The 18,230-nt window shown below is 62.5% G+C and carries 8 protein-coding genes; 3 read left to right on the forward strand and 5 right to left on the reverse strand.

The window, feature by feature from the left end:
• Positions 1 to 40: 40 nt before the first annotated feature.
• Positions 41 to 9,355, forward strand: coding sequence for a hypothetical protein (locus VGO04_RS26980; RefSeq protein WP_327499042.1), 9,315 nt, complete (start codon positions 41 to 43; stop codon positions 9,353 to 9,355).
• Between the two features lie 82 nt (positions 9,356 to 9,437).
• On the opposite strand, the gene VGO04_RS26985 is transcribed toward VGO04_RS26980, so the two are convergent.
• On the reverse strand, positions 9,438 to 10,853 hold the full coding sequence (locus tag VGO04_RS26985; protein ID WP_327499043.1) for an epoxide hydrolase family protein: 1,416 nt from the start codon (positions 10,851 to 10,853) through the stop codon (positions 9,438 to 9,440).
• Between the two features lie 350 nt (positions 10,854 to 11,203).
• A complete protein-coding gene (locus VGO04_RS26990) occupies positions 11,204 to 11,818 on the reverse strand; it encodes a helix-turn-helix domain-containing protein (RefSeq protein ID WP_327499044.1) in 615 nt (204 codons plus the stop codon).
• A gap of 114 nt (positions 11,819 to 11,932) precedes the next feature.
• On the opposite strand from VGO04_RS26990, the gene VGO04_RS26995 reads away from it, so the two are divergent.
• Positions 11,933 to 12,685: an SDR family NAD(P)-dependent oxidoreductase gene (locus tag VGO04_RS26995; RefSeq protein WP_327499045.1), complete on the forward strand. Its 753-nt coding sequence runs from the start codon at positions 11,933 to 11,935 to the stop codon at positions 12,683 to 12,685.
• A gap of 177 nt (positions 12,686 to 12,862) precedes the next feature.
• Here VGO04_RS26995 and VGO04_RS27000 read toward each other — a convergent pair whose 3' ends face one another.
• Positions 12,863 to 13,765: a GntR family transcriptional regulator gene (locus tag VGO04_RS27000; RefSeq protein ID WP_327499046.1), complete on the reverse strand. Its 903-nt coding sequence runs from the start codon at positions 13,763 to 13,765 to the stop codon at positions 12,863 to 12,865.
• On the opposite strand from VGO04_RS27000, the gene VGO04_RS27005 reads away from it, so the two are divergent.
• On the forward strand, positions 13,685 to 14,722 hold the full coding sequence (locus tag VGO04_RS27005) for a PdxA family dehydrogenase (RefSeq protein WP_327499047.1): 1,038 nt from the start codon (positions 13,685 to 13,687) through the stop codon (positions 14,720 to 14,722). The two genes, VGO04_RS27000 and VGO04_RS27005, sit on opposite strands and share 81 nt — an antisense overlap.
• A 340-nt stretch (positions 14,723 to 15,062) precedes the next feature.
• On the opposite strand, the gene betA is transcribed toward VGO04_RS27005, so the two are convergent.
• Positions 15,063 to 16,748: a choline dehydrogenase gene (gene betA, locus VGO04_RS27010; RefSeq protein WP_327499048.1), complete on the reverse strand. Its 1,686-nt coding sequence runs from the start codon at positions 16,746 to 16,748 to the stop codon at positions 15,063 to 15,065.
• 17 nt (positions 16,749 to 16,765) lie between these two features.
• Positions 16,766 to 18,229: a purine-cytosine permease family protein gene (locus VGO04_RS27015; protein WP_327499049.1), complete on the reverse strand. Its 1,464-nt coding sequence runs from the start codon at positions 18,227 to 18,229 to the stop codon at positions 16,766 to 16,768.
• Position 18,230: the final 1 nt, after the last annotated feature.

Genomic DNA, 18,230 nt, shown 5'->3' on the forward strand with positions numbered 1-18,230 from the left:
CGAATTGCACACCCGAGACATGACGACAAGGGAGATGGCAATGCTGATCGAGCGGGGACAAGCCTACAGACCGCGTATTCGCCGCCTTGAGGACCGTGTGCTCCTCAACGCGACACCGGAAGCAGCCGTTGTCGACCTTCCCGCCGAAGAGCTGATCAACGACGATTTCACCTTCGCGGTGACCTTCGACAACACGGCAGCGTCCACTGATCCGCTCGGAACCGGCTACGGCCCGTTTGTCGACGTGACCGTCGAACCTGGCGTCGAGATCAACAGCGTGACCTATCTTGGCACAACCGTGACGAGCCAGACGGTCGGCACCTGGAACGGCAGCAACTGGGTCGACGGCAGTGGCGCGGTGGTCAGTGCCCATCCCTTCGGCGGCGGCATGGCGCTGCCACAAGGCACGGAGATCGGCCAGACATGGGTCAACGTACTGGCACCCTTCGGCAGCTACGGCCCGGACCAACCCGTCATTCGCCTGGATTTCAACGCCACCCTCGCCCAGAGCCCGAACGGCATCGATCCGGGCGCCGTTCCCGGCGATCCGATCGACATTACGGCGCGCGGCGGCTTCCGCTTCGGCCTCGACGAACTGAACAATCCAACGACGGACCCGCCGATCCAGCAGGGGTCGACCAGCACGGACGCGATCACGCCCATTGTCATGAGGCTTGAAAAAGCCGTGCAACTGGCGGAAGGCGAGACGGCACAGGGACCGAACTTCCCCTTTACCTACACGATCTCCGTTGACGTCGCGACCAACATCACCGTCACCGACATCGATGTGCGCGACCTGCTGCCGACGAACCTCTATTTCCTCAACGCAACGACGAATGTCGGCGCCACGTCGGTCACCGCGCCCGGCGTCGGCGGCACGCCGCAGGGCGTTCCCGGTGCCGATACCGTGACCACCGCGGAGTGGAGCTTTGCGACGGTGACCGGCCGGGCCGGTGACGGCGATATCGTTATCACGCTCAGCGCGTACGCACCGGAAAGAGATGCCAGCGGCGCGTTGATCATCAATCCGCTGAACCCGCATGTGGCGATCGCCACCAACAACGCAACCGTCGACGCTCTTTATCAAGGAAATCCGGTCGACGCTGCGACGGGTGGAGATCTCCAGGACAGCATCGACATTGCCATCCGTCCCTTCACTGTTCTGAAGACGGTCTCGGTCGAGGGCGGCGGTCCGGCGATCCCGGGCTCTTACCTGCGCTTCCAGGTGACAATCGACATTTCCGACTATCAGGCGTTCAGCGCAGCAATTCTCAATGACCTTTTGTCCGATGGCCTCACCTTCGACACCACGGACAACGGCATCCTGGAGCACACGCCCGTGCTCCAACTGGTGCAAAACGGGCAGACCACATTCATCGACCTGCAGCGGCTCGTTCCGCCCAGCCAGCAGACGGAACTAACGTCGGCGTTCCAGGCAAACGGCACGGAAACGCTGACGTTCTTCATCAGCAACGCCTTGAGCAACAACGGCAACGACGCGCGCCTGGTCGGCGATCTTTTCGCGGGCGATGCGCAGCAAGGCGCAACGACGCTGACGCTCGTCTATTTCGCGCGCATCGACGAAACCTTCCGCCAGCCAGGACGCGGTCCGGTCGTCATCAACGACGTGCTCTCGAACGCCATTTCGATGACCGCCAACAGCGCGCTTCCCGGCGGCGGCGCTGCTGATCCGGACGGGTCGCAGAGCTCCGTGACCGTGCCCCAGCCCCAGGGGCAGAAGAGCATCTACGCCGTCAACGGCGTGCTCGGCAATCCGGGCACGGTTTCACCCGGAGACACGGTCACCTATCGCATCCGCATCGTCGTCGCCTCCAACGACGTCGACGATCTGATCATCACCGATTACCTGCCGCTACCTGTCTACGACGTTGATGCCAATGGCTCGGGCTTCGTATTCATCGACACACAGGGTGGCGTGCCGGTCGCGTTCACGATCATCCGCGGCCCCGATGACACATTGACGGGCGGCAGCCGGATCGCCGGCGTGCCTCTCGTGGCGACGCTTGGCGCCAACAATGCCATCCGGTTGGACTTCGCCAGTTTCGACGAAAACGCGAGCATCGGCGGCATCATCGACATCCTCTACACGGTCGTTGCCACCGACCAACCGTTTGCCGACGGCCTGTTGCTCGTCAACCAGGCCGTTGTCCAGACCGGCGACAGCCAGTCGACGCTGGTGCTGGAACAGGACTTCATCAACTCGATCATCCTCAGGCAGCCGATCCTCTCCCTGACGAAGGGCGTTGTCGCCACCAACGCCAATGGCGCAGTCGACAATTCGCTCGCCTTCAACCCGTCTTCGACGGGACCGTCGAAACTCACCTTCCTTGTCGGCACGCCGGGCTTTTCGACGAGCTCGCCTCTGACAAGCGCCGACCTCGTTGCCAACCCCATCGTCAGCGACCTCTCTGGCATCGACGCCGGCGACACGGTCAAGTTCGCGATCGTTATCCAGAACACGGGCGGTCAGGACGCCTTCGACCTGCTCATTCGCGATCAGCTGCCGCCGGGCTTCACCATACCGCCGGGAGCCGCCCTCCAACTCGACGTGCGATACGGCGACGGTACCGCGGTCGCCTCGTTCAGCGGCGACCTTTTTGGCGCCGGGCTGTCGATAACCGATGGCAACGGCATCGGCTCGATTGCTGCCGACGGCGCCAACGACGGCCGCAACATCATCATCATCACCTATCAGCTGGTGGCAATCGACAGCATCGATCCCGGCATCACGGTGCAGAACGCGGCCGAACTTGTTTCCTATGCGGCGATTGAAGGCGGCACGGACTTCACGCTGAACGTAGAGGGTCAGTTCAACGACGCGGTCTCGCTGGCGACGCAGGGCGTCGCCGCCTCCAAACGGCTGGTGGCAACGGACCAGGCCTTTACATCCGGCAATGACTTCGCGATCGGCGAAATCGGCACGTTCCAGATTTCCGTCACCTTCCCGGATGGCGACACCGCGGCAACGGTCACGGACACGCTTCCGGCCGGCATGGTTCTTGTCGGCACGCCGGTCTTGCGCCTTACCTACATCAATGCGGCGGGGCAGACCGTAACCTTTGATGGCACCGTCGCACAGAACGGGACTGCCTTGGCGGACGGCGCCCTTTTGACCTACAGTTACGTCAACAACGTGCTGACGTTCGATTTCAGCAACGTGGTCGCCAATGCAGCACCCGGCACGGCGCTGTCCGGCCAGTCCTTCGTCATCGAGTACCAGGTCCGAGCGAGCGACGATCCCGTCCTTCAGGCCGGCGTCACGGTCAGCAACTCCGCTATCCTGGATACGCCGACCACGGCGCCGACGGCTCCGGCCGTCGTTCCTGTCGACATCGTCGAACCCAATCTCTCGATCATCAAGGAATTCCTGCCCGACGTGGCGCAGGGTGGCCAACTCATCCAGATGCGCCTGACCGTGCAGAACTCGTCTGCAAGCACCAGCACGACGTCGTTCGGCCTGCAGATGACCGACGACGACCTGCCGCTTGGCTGGTTTACCAGTCTGGTGCTGACATCGAAGACCGGCACCGGCGCCGTCAACACCGCCCTCGTCGACGTGACGATTTCCCAGGCCGGCGGGTTCTGGGTGATCACGGTTGCCGACAACAGTCCCGACTTTGCGATCGCGCCCGGCGAAAAGCTGATCCTGAACTTTGCCATGCGCATCGATCCGGCCATCGTTACAGGGAGCACGCTCAACAACGTCGCCGTGATACCGGACGGTGGCTATACCTCGCTGCCGGGCATCGATCCGAACGAGCGCGCCTTCGAACAGGTGACAGGCCAGGACACGCTGACGATCCTCGCCCCGCAGATCACCAAGACGCTGATCAACACCTCCTATGGCGGCACCGAATACCTTACCCCCGGGCAACCGGGCTACGTCGCAGATACCAATCCCAATGTTCTCGTCGGCGAAATCCTGATCTACGAGATCCGGGTGCCGATCCCCAGAGGCACATCGCAGAATGTCATCGTCTACGATGACACAGACTTCCTGAACGTGCTCGGATCCCAGGGGATCATCGAAATTCTCAAGGTCGACGGCCATAGCGTCGGCACGGACCTGCAGCTTTCCAGCACGCCGACGTTCCAGCTCCTCGACACCGACGGCGATGGCGTCGTCAATCGGCTCCGGTTCGAATTCGGCACGATCGTCAACAACGCCACGGGCACGGTGACCGATGAGGAAACCATTGTCATCACCGTGCGCGCGCAGGTGCTGAACGTGCCGGAAACCGACGAAGGCGACGTGCACCTGAACGGCACTGCGGTGACGTTCAGCGTCAATGACGTGCCGAACTTCGCCGTTCCCAATACCAACGTGACGGTGACGGTCACCGAACCGGCGATCGATGTGGTCAAGTCATTCACGACGCCGGACAGCACCACCGATGCCGGCGACGTGGTCACCTATACGCTGACCATTCGTCACAACGCCTCGTCGACCGCAGATGGCTTTGAGCTCGATCTCACCGACCAGTTGCCGCCGGGCACGATCCTCGTGGCCAATTCGGTGACGATCACGGCGGGTGCGCCCGCCTTCGGTCTCGACCCGCTGCAATTGAGCGACGTGACGCTCGACCTCGTCAACAACCGCGTGCTTGTCACAGGCTTCGACCTCGGCCTCAACCAGGTGGTCACGATCACCTACCAGGCGACGGTGGCGCCGAATGTCGTGGCTGGTCAGGTTCTGACCAATTCGGTCGACCTCACCTACAAGTCGCTTCCGGACCTGGATGCCGTCGACAACGAGGATCCTTCGCTCGCAAAGGATGTGGCCGGCGCGACCAGCGAACGTCGGGATGGGTCTGACGGCGGACCCCGCACGGACGAACTGCGGCTCAACAACTATGCCTTCACCACGACGTCAACGCTGACGATCGCCCAGCCCGGCCCCATCATCAAGACCAGCGACAGGACGAGCTATACGATCGGCGAACAGATCATCTACACGATCACCATTCCGGTGATCGAGGGATTGACTGAAAACCCCTTCCTCACCGATTTTCTGCCGGCCGGCTTCGTTTTTGTGCCGGGCAGCGGCATTGCGGTCGACGCCAACGGCAATGCGCTCGTCATCGATGGTGCCAGCACCATCACACAGACGCTGACGCTCGACCTTGCCAGCTTCACGACGCTCGCCGACAACAACCCGAACAACGACTTCATCCGCGTCAGCTTCCGCGTCCAGGTGCTGAACACGCTCGACAACGTCAACGACGCCGTGAAAGTCAACACCGCCACCTTCACGTCGGACCACTCACCAGACCGCACCGACACGGTGGACGTGCGCATCGTCGAGCCGAAGCTGGTGATCGGCAAGACCAATGATGCCCCCGGCCCGGTCGATGCCGGCGATATCGTGACCTACTCCATCACCGTCGCGCATACCACGTCCTCCAAGGCGACCGCCTACGAGTTCGCGTTTCGCGACCCGACACCAGCCGGACAGCGCGTCATCGGCATCGTCAGTGCCAGGATCAACGGCGTCGACGTCACGGGCCAGATCGGCTTCGACGCGAACGGCGTCTTCTCGCTGCCGGGCGCCAATCTCGACATTCCCTTGGGGTCCACCCTTACGGTCGTCTACCAGGTCGAGATGCTGGACAGCATCGGCCCGGGGCAAACGCAGACGAATACGGTCACCGGCGACTGGAGTTCGCTTGACGGACAGGTCAACCCCGGCGCCATCAATGGTGAGCGCATCGGCACGCCCGTGCCTGACGCCAACAGCTACATCACCACGGCCCAGAGCACGATCGAAACGGCCACAACGTTTGAAATCGACAAGTCGATCGTCGGTCCGGACACCCAGTTCACCATCGGCGAACGCGTCGACTACGTCATCGATCTGAAAGTTTTCGAAGGCACCTTGCACAACGTCATCATCACGGACGTGATGGCGCCGGGCCTCGAGATCGATATCTCGACGCTCGCCATCCTCAATAGCGGCTTTGCCGGCGGCACGGTCTCGATCCGCAATGTCCAGGTCACGACCAACGTGCTGGGCTATACGATCCTGACCTTCGAGCTCGACAACGATGCGGCGACTGCCGGCTCACAGATCGTCAATCCCGGTGATCCCGCGGGCAATACATTCCCGAACGATACGATCCGCATCGCCTACCAGGCAATCGTGCGCAACATTCTTACCAACCAGCAAGGCGAGTTCCTGTCGAACGTCGCCGTTGCGAGGGCCGACGACGTGGACGACGCGGCTGGCGTTGCCTTCGTCGAGATCGTTGAGCCACACCTGATCGTCGACAAACGACAGACGTCCTCGCCCACCACCGTCGATGCCGGCGATGCCGTCGGCTTCGAGGTACTGATCACCAATGACGGCCTGTCCACCGCCTATGACGTGACATTCGTCGACGCCGTGACCCCCAACGCCTTCTTCGGGCTCGCCACGGCTTTCGACAGTTCCGGCAATGTCGTCGGAACGTTCACGATCTCACCGAACGGCCTTGTCCTGACCGGCAGCGGCTTCACGATTGCCGCCGGCGACTTCGTGCGCGTCGTCTATACGATCGTTGCCGCCGATTCCCTGCAGCCCGGTGACGACATCATCAATGGTGTCGATGTTCGCTGGACATCCACGCCGGGAACCAACCCGAGCGAGCGCACGGGCGCCGACGGTCCGGGCCCCGATAACGTCGTGCTCAACAACTATGTCTCGCAGGATTCCGAAACGGTGCAGACGGGCCGCGGTGCCGCAGGCGTGAGCATCGACAAGACCGTATTTGACACCAGCATCGTTCAGACCCCCGGCTCAAGTGTCGCTGTGGGCGAAATCGTCATGTTCCGGCTGCGCATCAACCTTGAGGAGGGCACGACCGTCGGCCTGCATCTGCGCGACCTTCTGCCGGCCGGACAGCGCTACATCCCCGGATCGGTCTTCGTCGTCGCCGGCAATCCGGGCACAACGCTCAACTTCGATCCGGCAAGCGTTAGCATCGGGGCGGGTAATGTGCTTGTCATCCCACTCGGAACCGTCGTCAATCCGGGCGACAATCTTCCGCTCAACGACTACGTCGACGTGTTCTACAGCGTCGTCATCGTCGACGACCCGGTCAATGTCGTGAACGGCGCCGTGTTGCCGAACACGGTCATCCTCACCGGGGACCGGGTGGGCGCCACCGATTCAGCTGACGTTACCGTCGTCGAACCGAAGCTCACTGTCGACAAGAGCGTCAGCGCTCCCTTCGTCGCAATCGGCGATCGGGCCAACTACACGATCACCGTCACGCATGACCCGACCTCTGCGATCGACGCCTTCGACGTCGTCGTCTCGGATCCGTTCGATAACCCCAACATGGTGCTGGACCCCAGCTCGATCACCGCCGTGATCCTCAACGGCAGCGGGCTCCCCGCGCCGATCGTCGAGCTGGTCGGCACGGGTTTCCGGATAACCGTGCCGGACCTCCCCTTCGGAGCGACGCTGCAGATCAGCTTCTCGGCCATCGCCCAGAACACCGCGACGGTCAACGGCCAGACCGTCGTCAACGTCGCGACAGTCGACTACGACACGGTGCCCGGCACCGATGCGCCCGACGAACAGCGGGACTATACCGGTTCCGACGACGCGATGATCACGATCGCCGGTCCCGACCTCCAGGTCATCAAGGATGCCTCGGTCCTGACGGTCGAGCCGGGCGAATTGTTCAGCTATACGATCCAGGTCCTGAACAAGGGCGCACCGGGCATTGACGCCGGCTCGATCGAGCAGGCGCGGAACGTCGTGCTTACCGATACGCTCCCGCGCGACATCATCCTGCATGCGGTCAGCGTCGATGGCGTCGCCGTGCCGTTCAGTCTCGATCCGATCACCCGGCAGTTCAGCGTCAACCTCGGCACGATGAACCCGGATCAGGTTCGTCTCGTGACGCTCACCGTCTCCCTGCAGGATCCGTTGTCGCCGATCTTCAGTGGTGGCCCAGACCGGCTGTTGCTGGTCAACACGGCAACGGCGACGATGGACCAGCCGGAACCGACGCCACTCGACAACACCGATACCGCCGTCGTGATCCCCCTTGTTGACGGGCGCCCGCCGACGCCGGATCTCGTCATCACCAAGACGAACGCGATCGAAGAAACGGGCGGCAGCGAAATCGTGACCTTCACGATCACGGCGAAGAACGTCGGCCATCGGGTCGCAGCCGGCGTCGAGATCGTCGATATGGTCGACACCACCGTCTTCGACTTCGTGTCAGCCAGCGATGGCGGCACGTTCGACGCCGCTACCGGTCGAGTCATCTGGCAGTTCAACACGCTTTCGCCCAACGATCCCGATCGCGTTCTGACGCTGGTGCTGAAGGTCAAGCCGGACCTTCCCGCAAGGATCGACGAAACCACCAACGTCGTCGTGATCGGTGACAACAGCCTTGGCGGCCGGGACCCGACGCCCGACAACAACCGCGATACGCACACCGATCGGTTGATCTACCCCGACCTCGTTGTCACCAAGACCAACAATGTCGAGGAGGTTTCGCCCGGAGACGTCGTCACCTACCAGATCACCGTCAGCAATGTCGGCGCCTTCCTTGCCGATGGCGTGCGCGTCACAGACATTGCCGACCGCAGGGTCTTCCGCGTCATCAGCGCCAGCGACGGCGGCACCTACGATCCGACGACTGGCCGGATCACCTGGAACCTCGGAACGCTTGAAGCCGGATCGACACCGCGCGTTCTGACGCTGACGATGGAGGTGCTGTTTCCTTCGACGTTCGGCATCGAAAACGCCGTCAATCTCGTCGCCATCACCAGCGACGGGACCCGCGGCCAGGATGCGAACATCTTCAACAACATCGACGCCGATATCGACAAGCTCAACGCGGCGATCGATCCGGCCGAGATCCGCGCACTGTTCGAACGCGATCGGCCGTTCCTGGAGGAAGAGGAAGAGGAGCTGCTCTACATCTCCCCGATGCTGACCGGCCGCGCCGCCGTCGGATCCTACGTCTCGGTGGTGCTGATCGGTCCGGATGGGCAGCGCATGGAACTCGGCTCGGCACAGACGCCGACAAGCGGCAACTGGATGATCAGCCTGCCCGACATGCACGGAAGAGGCCCGGTTTCGGCGATCGTCACCACCGCGCCTCCCGTCATGACCAGTCTCGGAGCGCTTGACGCCAACAACGTCTTCTTCAACCCGGGCGGAGATTCGCCGATCGGCTTCCAGCGCCGCTACGACCTGTTCAGCGTCACCGACAACGCGAGCTACACCGCCCTTCAGGCCCAGATTGCCGCGAGCGAAGAACCATTGGCGCTGGCGACGAGGCGCTTCGTCAACTTCAACAAGGTCGGCGCAACGGGTGTCAGCCTTTATTGAAGCTGACGAAATGCCCGGTGCAGGCAAGCGAAAACAGGTATGGCGAGTGGCGCTGTCTCGGCACCACCCGCCATTTTCGAACCTAGCGCAGCGAGCGGAAGCCCTCGCGCATGTCCTCGACCAGCGCCTGCGGCTGTTCCCAGGCGGCGAAGTGACCGCCCTTTTCATGGCGCTTGTAGAAGATCAGGTTCGGAAAGGCCTTCTTCGACCAGCTTTCCGGAGCGGTGTAGATCTCGTCCGGGAAGGCACTGACCGCGACCGGGATGGTCACGCCCTTGGGCGCGAAGAAGGCCAGCTTGCTTTCCCAGAACAGTCGCCCGGAAGAAAGACCCGACTTCGTCAGCCAGTAGAGCGTGATGTTGTCGAGGATGTCGTTGCGTGACAATCCTTCAACCGCCCCGTTAAAGACGCGGTTGATCAGCTTCTGGCTTTCCGGATCGTGGTCGATCATCCAGGCGGCAAGCGCGATGGGCGAATCGTCCAGGCCGTAGAGCGTCTGCGGACGGGCACCCATTTCCAGCGCGTAGCCCACGCGGTTCTTGTAGAAGAAGTCGAGCTGCTTCCACGCATACTTTTCCTCTCCCGTCAGGTCCTTCGGCTGCGGGCCACCGGCCAGCGCCGCCGAGATCTCGTCGGGAAGCGTGCCGGGCATGTTCGTGTGGATGCCGAGCAGCCCCGCGGGTTTTTGCAAAGCAAACTGCTCGTTGACGGCATCACCCCAGTCACCGCCCTGCGCGACGTATTTCTTGTACCCCAGGCGGTCCATCAGAACGGCCCAGGCACGGGCGACATGCTGCGGATCCCAGCCGACTTCGGTGGGCTTGCCCGAGAATCCGTAACCGGGAAGCGACGGAATGACGACGTCGAACGCATCTTCGGCCTTGCCGCCGTGCGCGGTCGGGTCGGTCAGCCGGTCGATGATTTTCAGCTGCTCGATGATCGATCCGGGCCAGCCGTGGGTGATGATGACGGGAAGCGCATTCTTGTGCTTCGACTTCACGTGGATGAAGTGAATGTCGACGCCGTCGATCTTGGTCACGAACTGGGGATACTGGTTGATGTTCGCCTCGGCCTTGCGCCAGTCGTACTCATTGGCCCAATAGTCGGCGAGCTTCTGGACGGTCGAAAGCTTGACACCTTGGGTATCGTCCGAAACCAGCTCCTCGGTCGGCCATCGCGTGGCCTTGATGCGTTGCTTGAGGTCGGCCAGGTCCGCCTGCGAGGCGTGGTAGCTGAACGGCCGGATCGAGACGTCCTGGGCAGGCTGCGCGGCGGCCGCGGTCGAAGACGATGCGGCGACGTTGGCGAAAGGCGCTGCAGCCGATGCGACGCTTGTCATCGTCAGAAGTCCTATGACCCCGGCCGAGGCCGTGGCGAGTACCTGGCGAAGGAACCGCCGCCTGGCGGTGGCGTGGCCCTTCCTGTCGGAAAAGGCATGGGTTTCGTCGCTGTTCGGTGATGCGCCGGTAACCACGGCGACTATGCGTAGATCACTCATGTTGCACCTCTAGGCTTGTGATGGGCGCCCGATTGCGCCGCTTGCAAGAAATTGGGCTCGAAGGTGCAAGACGTGAACGGCCGCGACCCGGCAGTCACTCTTCCGCAAAACGACAGGAATGACGGCTCGATTGCCGGCCTTGAGGATCGGGTTCGACAGTTGGAGCAGTATTCGGGCAGAATTCATGCAGGGTACGGCGCGGCCGATCCCCGCGAGTAGGCCCCCAATCGCCAGCAGGTGTTAAAGACGGCGAGTGCGACGATGGTGATCGCCTGAGGCCACCGACAGAAGGTCAGGCAATCCGTCGTTGGGACGACAACCTTCATGCCGGAGGACCCCAGATGGCACCCTCACGCCGGAGCGCGATACCTTAGCCCATCCATGAACAGTTCCAGCATGCGGGCCGGATACTCCGGTCCGACGTCTTGGGCAGGCGCGCAGAAGCTGGCGACGGCCCGAAGAAGCTCGTTTGCTTTCAAACCGGAGCGGATAGCCCCGGCGGCTTCCGCCGCGTCGAGCAGTCCCTGCAGAGCCGGGTGGAGGCGCTTTTCGAAATAGGCAGGAAGCCCCTGATAGGCGGGATCTCCCGAATAGAGTGCGGCGGCGAGGCCCCGCTTGGTCATGATGAACTGCACGTATCGGTTCATCCAGGCCGAAACAGCCTCGAACGGCTGGAGCTCATCGCCGAACGTTGCGGCGGCATCGGCACAGGCGTCGATCTCACGTGTGCAAACGGCCAGAACCAGATCCGAACGCTGCGGAAAGTGACGGTAAAGCGTACCGACGCCGACACCGGCCTCCTTGGCGATATCTCTGACCGGCGCATCGACGCCTTTCGACGCAAACACCTTCATCGCCGCCTTTAGCAGCTCGTCCAGATTGCGGCGTGCATCGGCACGCACGCGCCCTCTTTCGGCTGGCGTTGCCTCCGCGGTCGTGTCCTCAGGGCCGGTTTCTCTCACCATGCGTAATTCCGATTGATATCCGGAACATTGTTCCGTATAGATGGAACATGGTTCCGGTTACCTTCTTAGACCAACAGCGCGCGGTTGGCCACATGAAAACCCGAGGAGAAGCACATGCACGACAAACCAGTCGCCCTCATCACAGGGGCAAACAAGGGCATTGGATTGCAGATTGCCAAGGATCTGGCAAAGCGTGGCCTGACCGTGCTTGTCGGATCACGCGATCTTGCAAAGGGGGAAGTGGCTGCGGCGACCGTGTCGCCGGATGCGGCCGCCATTCAGATCGACGTGACGGACGCCGCCTCGATCGCCTCCGCCGCGGATCGTATCCGCGACACTTACGGTCGCCTCGACGTTCTGGTGAACAATGCGGGGATCGCGAGCACGGCCGCGCCCGGCACGTCGTTTGAAGAACGCCTCAAGCAGAATGTCCCAAGCCAGGCTCCCATGGACTATGTCAGGGCGATCTACGAGACCAACGTCTTCGGCCTGATGGCCGTTACTCAAGCCATGCTGCCGCTGTTGCGACAAGCTCCTGCAGGACGCATCGTCAACATGGGAAGCTCTTCCGGTTCGCTGACGCTCAATGCCGATCCGCATTACGCGCATCGCCGCGTGTTCGGCGCGGCCTATAGCCCTTCGAAAACCGCTGTCCATGCCGTCACGCTCGCCTTTGCGATCGAACTTGAGCATTCCAACATCAAGGTCAATACGGCCTGCCCCGGCTTTACCGCCACCGACCTCAACGACTTTCACGGGACGCGCACGGTCGAACAGGGCGCGCGTGAAGCCGTCCGCCTTGCCCTGCTGTCAAAGGAAGGTCCGACGGGCACCTTCTCCGACGAAGACGGCACCGTCCCCTGGTAAACAGTCGCCGGGGTGACGTTCTCTGCAAATATCTGGACGGGGCGGTGATCGACCGCCCCTTTCCTTTGCACGGGCGGCGGCTGGTACCACTGCACCCTCGACACTGTGGAGAACCGCCCGCCGGTTGACAGGCAGTGGCGCGGTGCAAAGACCGCGGAGGATCCGCAGGCAGTCGGGCTAGCCCGAGGTCTGCGGGAAGAGGGTCTCCGAGATGTTCTTCTCAGCCTGGGCCATGTGGGTGCGCAGTTCGCGTTCGACCCGGTCACCATCGCGCGCGATCAGGGCCGCGACGACGGCGTCATGTTCCTTGAGCGCTCGCTCCCTGTTCGTCTCCTTCGTCGAACAGACGTAGCGTGCCCGGTAGAGCCTGTCGTTGAGAGCCTTGTGGGTTTCGATCAGAACCGTGTTGCCGCTGGCCGCAACGATCGCCCGGTGAAACGCGATGTTGGTCTCGAAATAGTCGAGATGCGTTTGCCCCTCGGCAATGCGCCGCATGCCCTGCTGCAGCGCTGCGATGGCCTCAATGCGTTTCGTGTCTGCAACCGCACAGGCCAAACGACCCGCCAGCCCCTCGAGCACGCCGATGATCCGCAGCATGTCGTGCAGCTCGGCCTCGCTTGGGTTGGCAACGAAGTACCGCCCGGTGCTCGACAGCGTGATCAGCCCTTCGAGCGCCAGGGTCCGCACTGCCTCCCGTATCGGCGTTCGCGAGGCGCCGAGCAACGCCGACAGTTCGCGCTCCGTCACCTGGCCACCCGGCGGCAGGGCGCCCTGCACGATCATTCGCCGCAACTCCCCAGTCGCCTGGTCAGCCAAGAGATCGCGTTTGATTTTGTTGGGTGTCTCGAGGTTCAAGTTTTTCACCGGTTCAGTCGCTCTTGCTCGCGACCATATTCGATGCCCGTCAGCGTTTGTAGCCGAAAAGCTCTGTGCATCCGTTGACCGTAGATCATTTTGGTATACCATAGACCAAAATGAAATCGAACGGATGCAGCCTTTATGAGAACCATCGCATTGATCCAAGGAGACGCGGCAGGCATCGGGCCCGAGCTGATGGTCAAGCTGCTCCGGCAAGACCATGTCGCACGGGCGGCGAACATCCTTGTCATCGGCGATGAGCGTCTGATGCGTGCGGGCGAAACCGTTGCAGGTCAGGAACTCCCCGAGATCAGGTATGTCGACGATATCGCCGACCTCGACTTCACGTCCGCGCGCATCAATCATCTGAACATGCATCAGCACGGCGTTGATGCGGCCGAATTCGGCAAGGCATCCGCCGCATGCGGCGCGGCCTGTCTGGCCTGGCTGACGCGTGGCTATGAGCTTGCCGCCGAGGGCCGGATCGACGGCATCTGTTTCCTCCCCTTCAACAAGGAGGCCATGTATCTCGGTGGTAGCGAGCACATCGACGAACTGAGTTTCGCGCGCAGCTTCTTCAAGCTGCCGAACCGGCCGAGCGAGTTCAACGTGGCGAACGGCATGTGGAACGGTCGCGTGACGTCGCACGTTCCGATGAAGGACGTCCCGGAATTGCTCACGCACGAGCGCGTGCTGGAATCGATCGAGCTGACGGACAAGACCTTGAAGATGGCAGGCTATGACCGGCCGCGCATCGTCGTTGCCGCCTACAATCCGCATGCGGGCGACGGCGGCCTGCTCGGTGACGAGGAGATCCGCGTCATCAGGCCGGCGGTGAAAAGCGCGCGCGAAAAGCAGATCCTCGTTGCAGGCCCAATGCCCGCCGATACGCTTTGGCTCAAGGTCCGTGACGGGCACTACGACGCGGTCGTGACGATGTACCACGACCAGGGACAGATCGCGATCAAGCTGATGGGCTTCGAAAAAGGCGTGTCAGTGCTCGCCGGCCTGCCAGTGCCGATCACCACGCCGGCCCACGGCACCGCCTCCGACATCGCCGGCAGAAACCTTGCCAATGTCGCGCCAACAGCCAACGCAGTGACGATGCTCGTCAATATGGTCGAGCGCCGCAATGCGATTGCCGGGCTCGAACTTCCCGAGGTCGCCCGTCTCGGCTAGCCGCTTGGGCGGCTGACCGTCCTTCTTACAATTCTAAACGGGATACACGCCATGAGGCTGGCCTCGGCCTGACGCTCAGCACGAAATATCTCGACCAATTTGAAATCATCGAATGACTGAACGACCTCGCGCCAGCCGACGACCGGTCGGCTGGCGAAGGCCAAGCGCGTGTTCCGGCGGGTTTGCAGCGGCGTACCGTGGCCCGGATCGACAGGCGAAGCGGGCCATCAACCCATAAAAAAGGGTTTCGACGAGGATAGCCCAGCTTTTCGGTTCGCCAGGATCGTCGGGCTCCCTCAGTGCGACGACGTAGCCGATACCCCGTGGCATCGCCGCTGCCTCAGTGACTGACGGAGCGCAAGGGCGTGCCGCTGCGCTGCGTGACGCCAACGCCCGGCGCTACGCCGACGGCAGCGTTGGAAGCTGCAAGCAGCGGTTTGCCACGCACCATGTCGGAGGCGCGTTCCGCCAGCATGATCGTCGGCGCGTTGAGATTGGCGTTCGGCTCTGACGGGAAGACGGAGCTGTCGATGACCCTCAAACCGGCAATGCCGCGCACCCGAAGTTCGCTGTCGACGACCGCCATTTGGTCCTCGCCCATGCGGCAGGAGCCGCAGGGATGGTAGGTGCTCTCCATGGTCTCGCGCACCCAGGCATCGATCTCGTCATTGCTGCGCACGTCCTTGCCCGGCGCCATTTCCTCGCCGCGGAACCGGTCGAAGGCCGGCTGGGCGATGATCTCACGCGTCAGCCTCAGGCACCGTCGGAACCCTTCGCGGTCCTCCTCGCGGTCGAGATAGTTGAACAGGATATCCGGCTGTTCATGCGCCTCCGGCGAGCGCAGGCGCACATAGCCGCGGCTTTTCGGCTTGTTCGGCCCCGTCAGCACCATGAAGCCGTGGCCGTCGAGCGGTTTCTTGCCGTCGTAGCGCATCGCCGCGGGCAAGAAGTGGAACTGGATATCGGGCCATTCCAGCGAAACGTCGGAGCGGATGAAGCCGCCGCTTTCGAAATGGTTGGAGACCGAAAGCCCCTTTTTGAACAAGAGCCATTCGGCGCCGATCAAGGCCTTGCTGAAGAGCCCCATCTTGCCGTTGAGCGTGATCGGCTCCTTGCAGGCATACTGGATATAGACTTCCGAATGGTCCTGCAGGTTCTCGCCAACGCCCGGCAGATCGTGCAGCACCGTGACGCCCGCCTGCTGCAAGACTGCCGCTGGACCGATGCCGGAGCGCTGCAGCAAATGCGGCGAGCCGATCGGCCCGGAAGAGATCAACACCTCGCGGTTCGCCCTTGCGACAAGGCGCTCGCCGCCGAGCTCGTATTCGACGCCGACGGCACGTTTGCCTTCGAGCAGGATCCGACGCGTCATCGCATGGGTGATGACCGTGAGGTTTGGCCTCTCCATCGCCGGCTTCAGATAGGCGTTGGCCGTCGACCAACGCACGCCGTCCTTGACGGTCATGTGCATCGGCCCGAAGCCTTCCTGCATGTGCCCGTTCGGGTCATCCGTCGCGATGTAGCCCGCCTCACGGCCGGCATCGACAAAAGCACCGTAGAGCGGGTTCTTCATCCTGTTGCCGGCGTTGGTGGCAAGCGGCCCGGAGGCGCCGCGATAGGCGTCGCCCCCGTCCTGCCAGTCTTCGGCGCGCTGGAAATAGGGCAGGCAATTGGCGTAGCGCCAGCCGCGTGCACCGAGCTCCTCCCATTCGTCGAAATCACGGGCATGGCCGCGCATGTAGACGAGGCCGTTGATCGAGGACGAACCGCCGATCACCTTGCCGCGTGGGCAATGAACCTGCCGACCGTCAAGACCGGGCTCCGGCAGGGTCATGTATTTCCAATTGTACTTCGTCCCGTTCATCGGGATCGAAAGCGCCGTCGGCATCTGGATGAAGATCGACTTGTCGCTGCCGCCGAATTCAAGCACGAGCACCTTGGAGGACGGGTCCTCGGACAGGCGGTTGGCAAGCACGCATCCGGCCGACCCTGCGCCGATGATGATGTAGTCGTAAGTATCGCTCATGGTCGTCTTCTCCGGTGTTATGGGTATTGGCCCCAGCCGCGGCCACGGGCAAAGAGCCGGGTCAGCACGTAGTGGACGGCGCCTGCGGCCAGGCAGGACGGCACGGAGGCGGTCAGGTATTTGAAGGCCGGCAGGCTTGCGAGCGTCTGCGGATTGAAGACGGCGACATAGACAAGGAAGCCGACAGCAAGCGCAAAGAGCCCGATCGGATTGAAGCCACCCCAGAACCGATAGGGCCCGTTTTCCTGTGGTGCGTGCAGGCTGCGCATGTCGAGCTTCTGGCCGCGCAGGAAGAAGTAGTCGGCAATCCCGATGCCCGCGAGCGCGGAGTTCAGCGCCGAGGTCCAGACCAGGAAGATGAAGAAGCCGTCGTACATCTGCGGATAGAAGATGACGAGCCCGAACGGGATAAGGCAGAAGAGGAAGAGGATCGTGCCCCAGGAGATGGCGCGCACCGACGCGGTCCCGACCTGCCTGAGACCGACGATCGATGTGTAGAGGATGTTTGCCATCGAGGTCATGTTGGCGAAGGCGACGAAGAGCAGCGCGACGATGCCGATGATCGGGCCAGCGATCTTCGTCATCCAGATCGTCGGATCGCTCTCGCCGAGTGCGACCGCTGCCAGCAGTCCGACGATTTCACCGAGGGCGGCGGCCCCGAAGATTCCGAGCACGTTTGGCCAGAAGGCGGTGCGCTCGTTCTTCGTCAACCTCGCAAGATTGCCGATATAGGGCCACCAGGAGAAGCCAGCCGCAAGATTGACCTCGACGGCGACGATGAAGTTGAGCGTCTTGTCTTCGAACGGCGGAGCAAGCGCCGGCATCGACAGAAGCTCGCCGATCGAATGATGGCTGAGGATGAGATAGAGCATCGCCACCATCAACAGCACCAACGCCGGCGACACGACCATGTTGAAGAACTTGATCGAGGTCGGCCCCTTGGCGACGATGAACCAGGTGAGCAGGATCGCGCCGATCGCGGCGATGATCATCTTGACGCCGGTCGGATTGGCCGCCTCGCCGGCGCTCAACGCCATCAGACCGTCGATCGAGCGGCCAAACATCATGGCGAGAACCGCAAGCCATCCCATGGTGAGAATGACGACGGCGAGCACGTAGACGACGCGGCTGCCGTTGTAGCCGAACTGGCTGCGTAGCGCCACGAACTGCTCGACGCCGTAGCGGCCGGTCATGGTGGTGGTGGCGAGCGCCGTCAGCACGACGCCGACGATGTTGCCGATGATAATGGCGGCGATGCCTTCCTTCGGACCGACGAAGAGACCGACGGAGCCGCCGATCAGGAAGGCCCAGGTGGCAATCGCCAGCGCCGAATTGGCATAGGTGAATTCCCAGAAGCCCCAGAGCCGTTCAGACGGCAAAAGCGGCGCGTCGCCGCGCTCGGCGGCTGCGCGATTGCGGGCGGCCACCTCCTGCTCGGTCTTCAATGTGGAGAGATGTTCGTGCGCGACGTGATCGGTCATC

This window comes from Ensifer sp. (assembly GCF_035999185.1).
In the GTDB taxonomy this organism is placed as follows: Bacteria; Pseudomonadota; Alphaproteobacteria; order Rhizobiales; family Rhizobiaceae; genus Ensifer.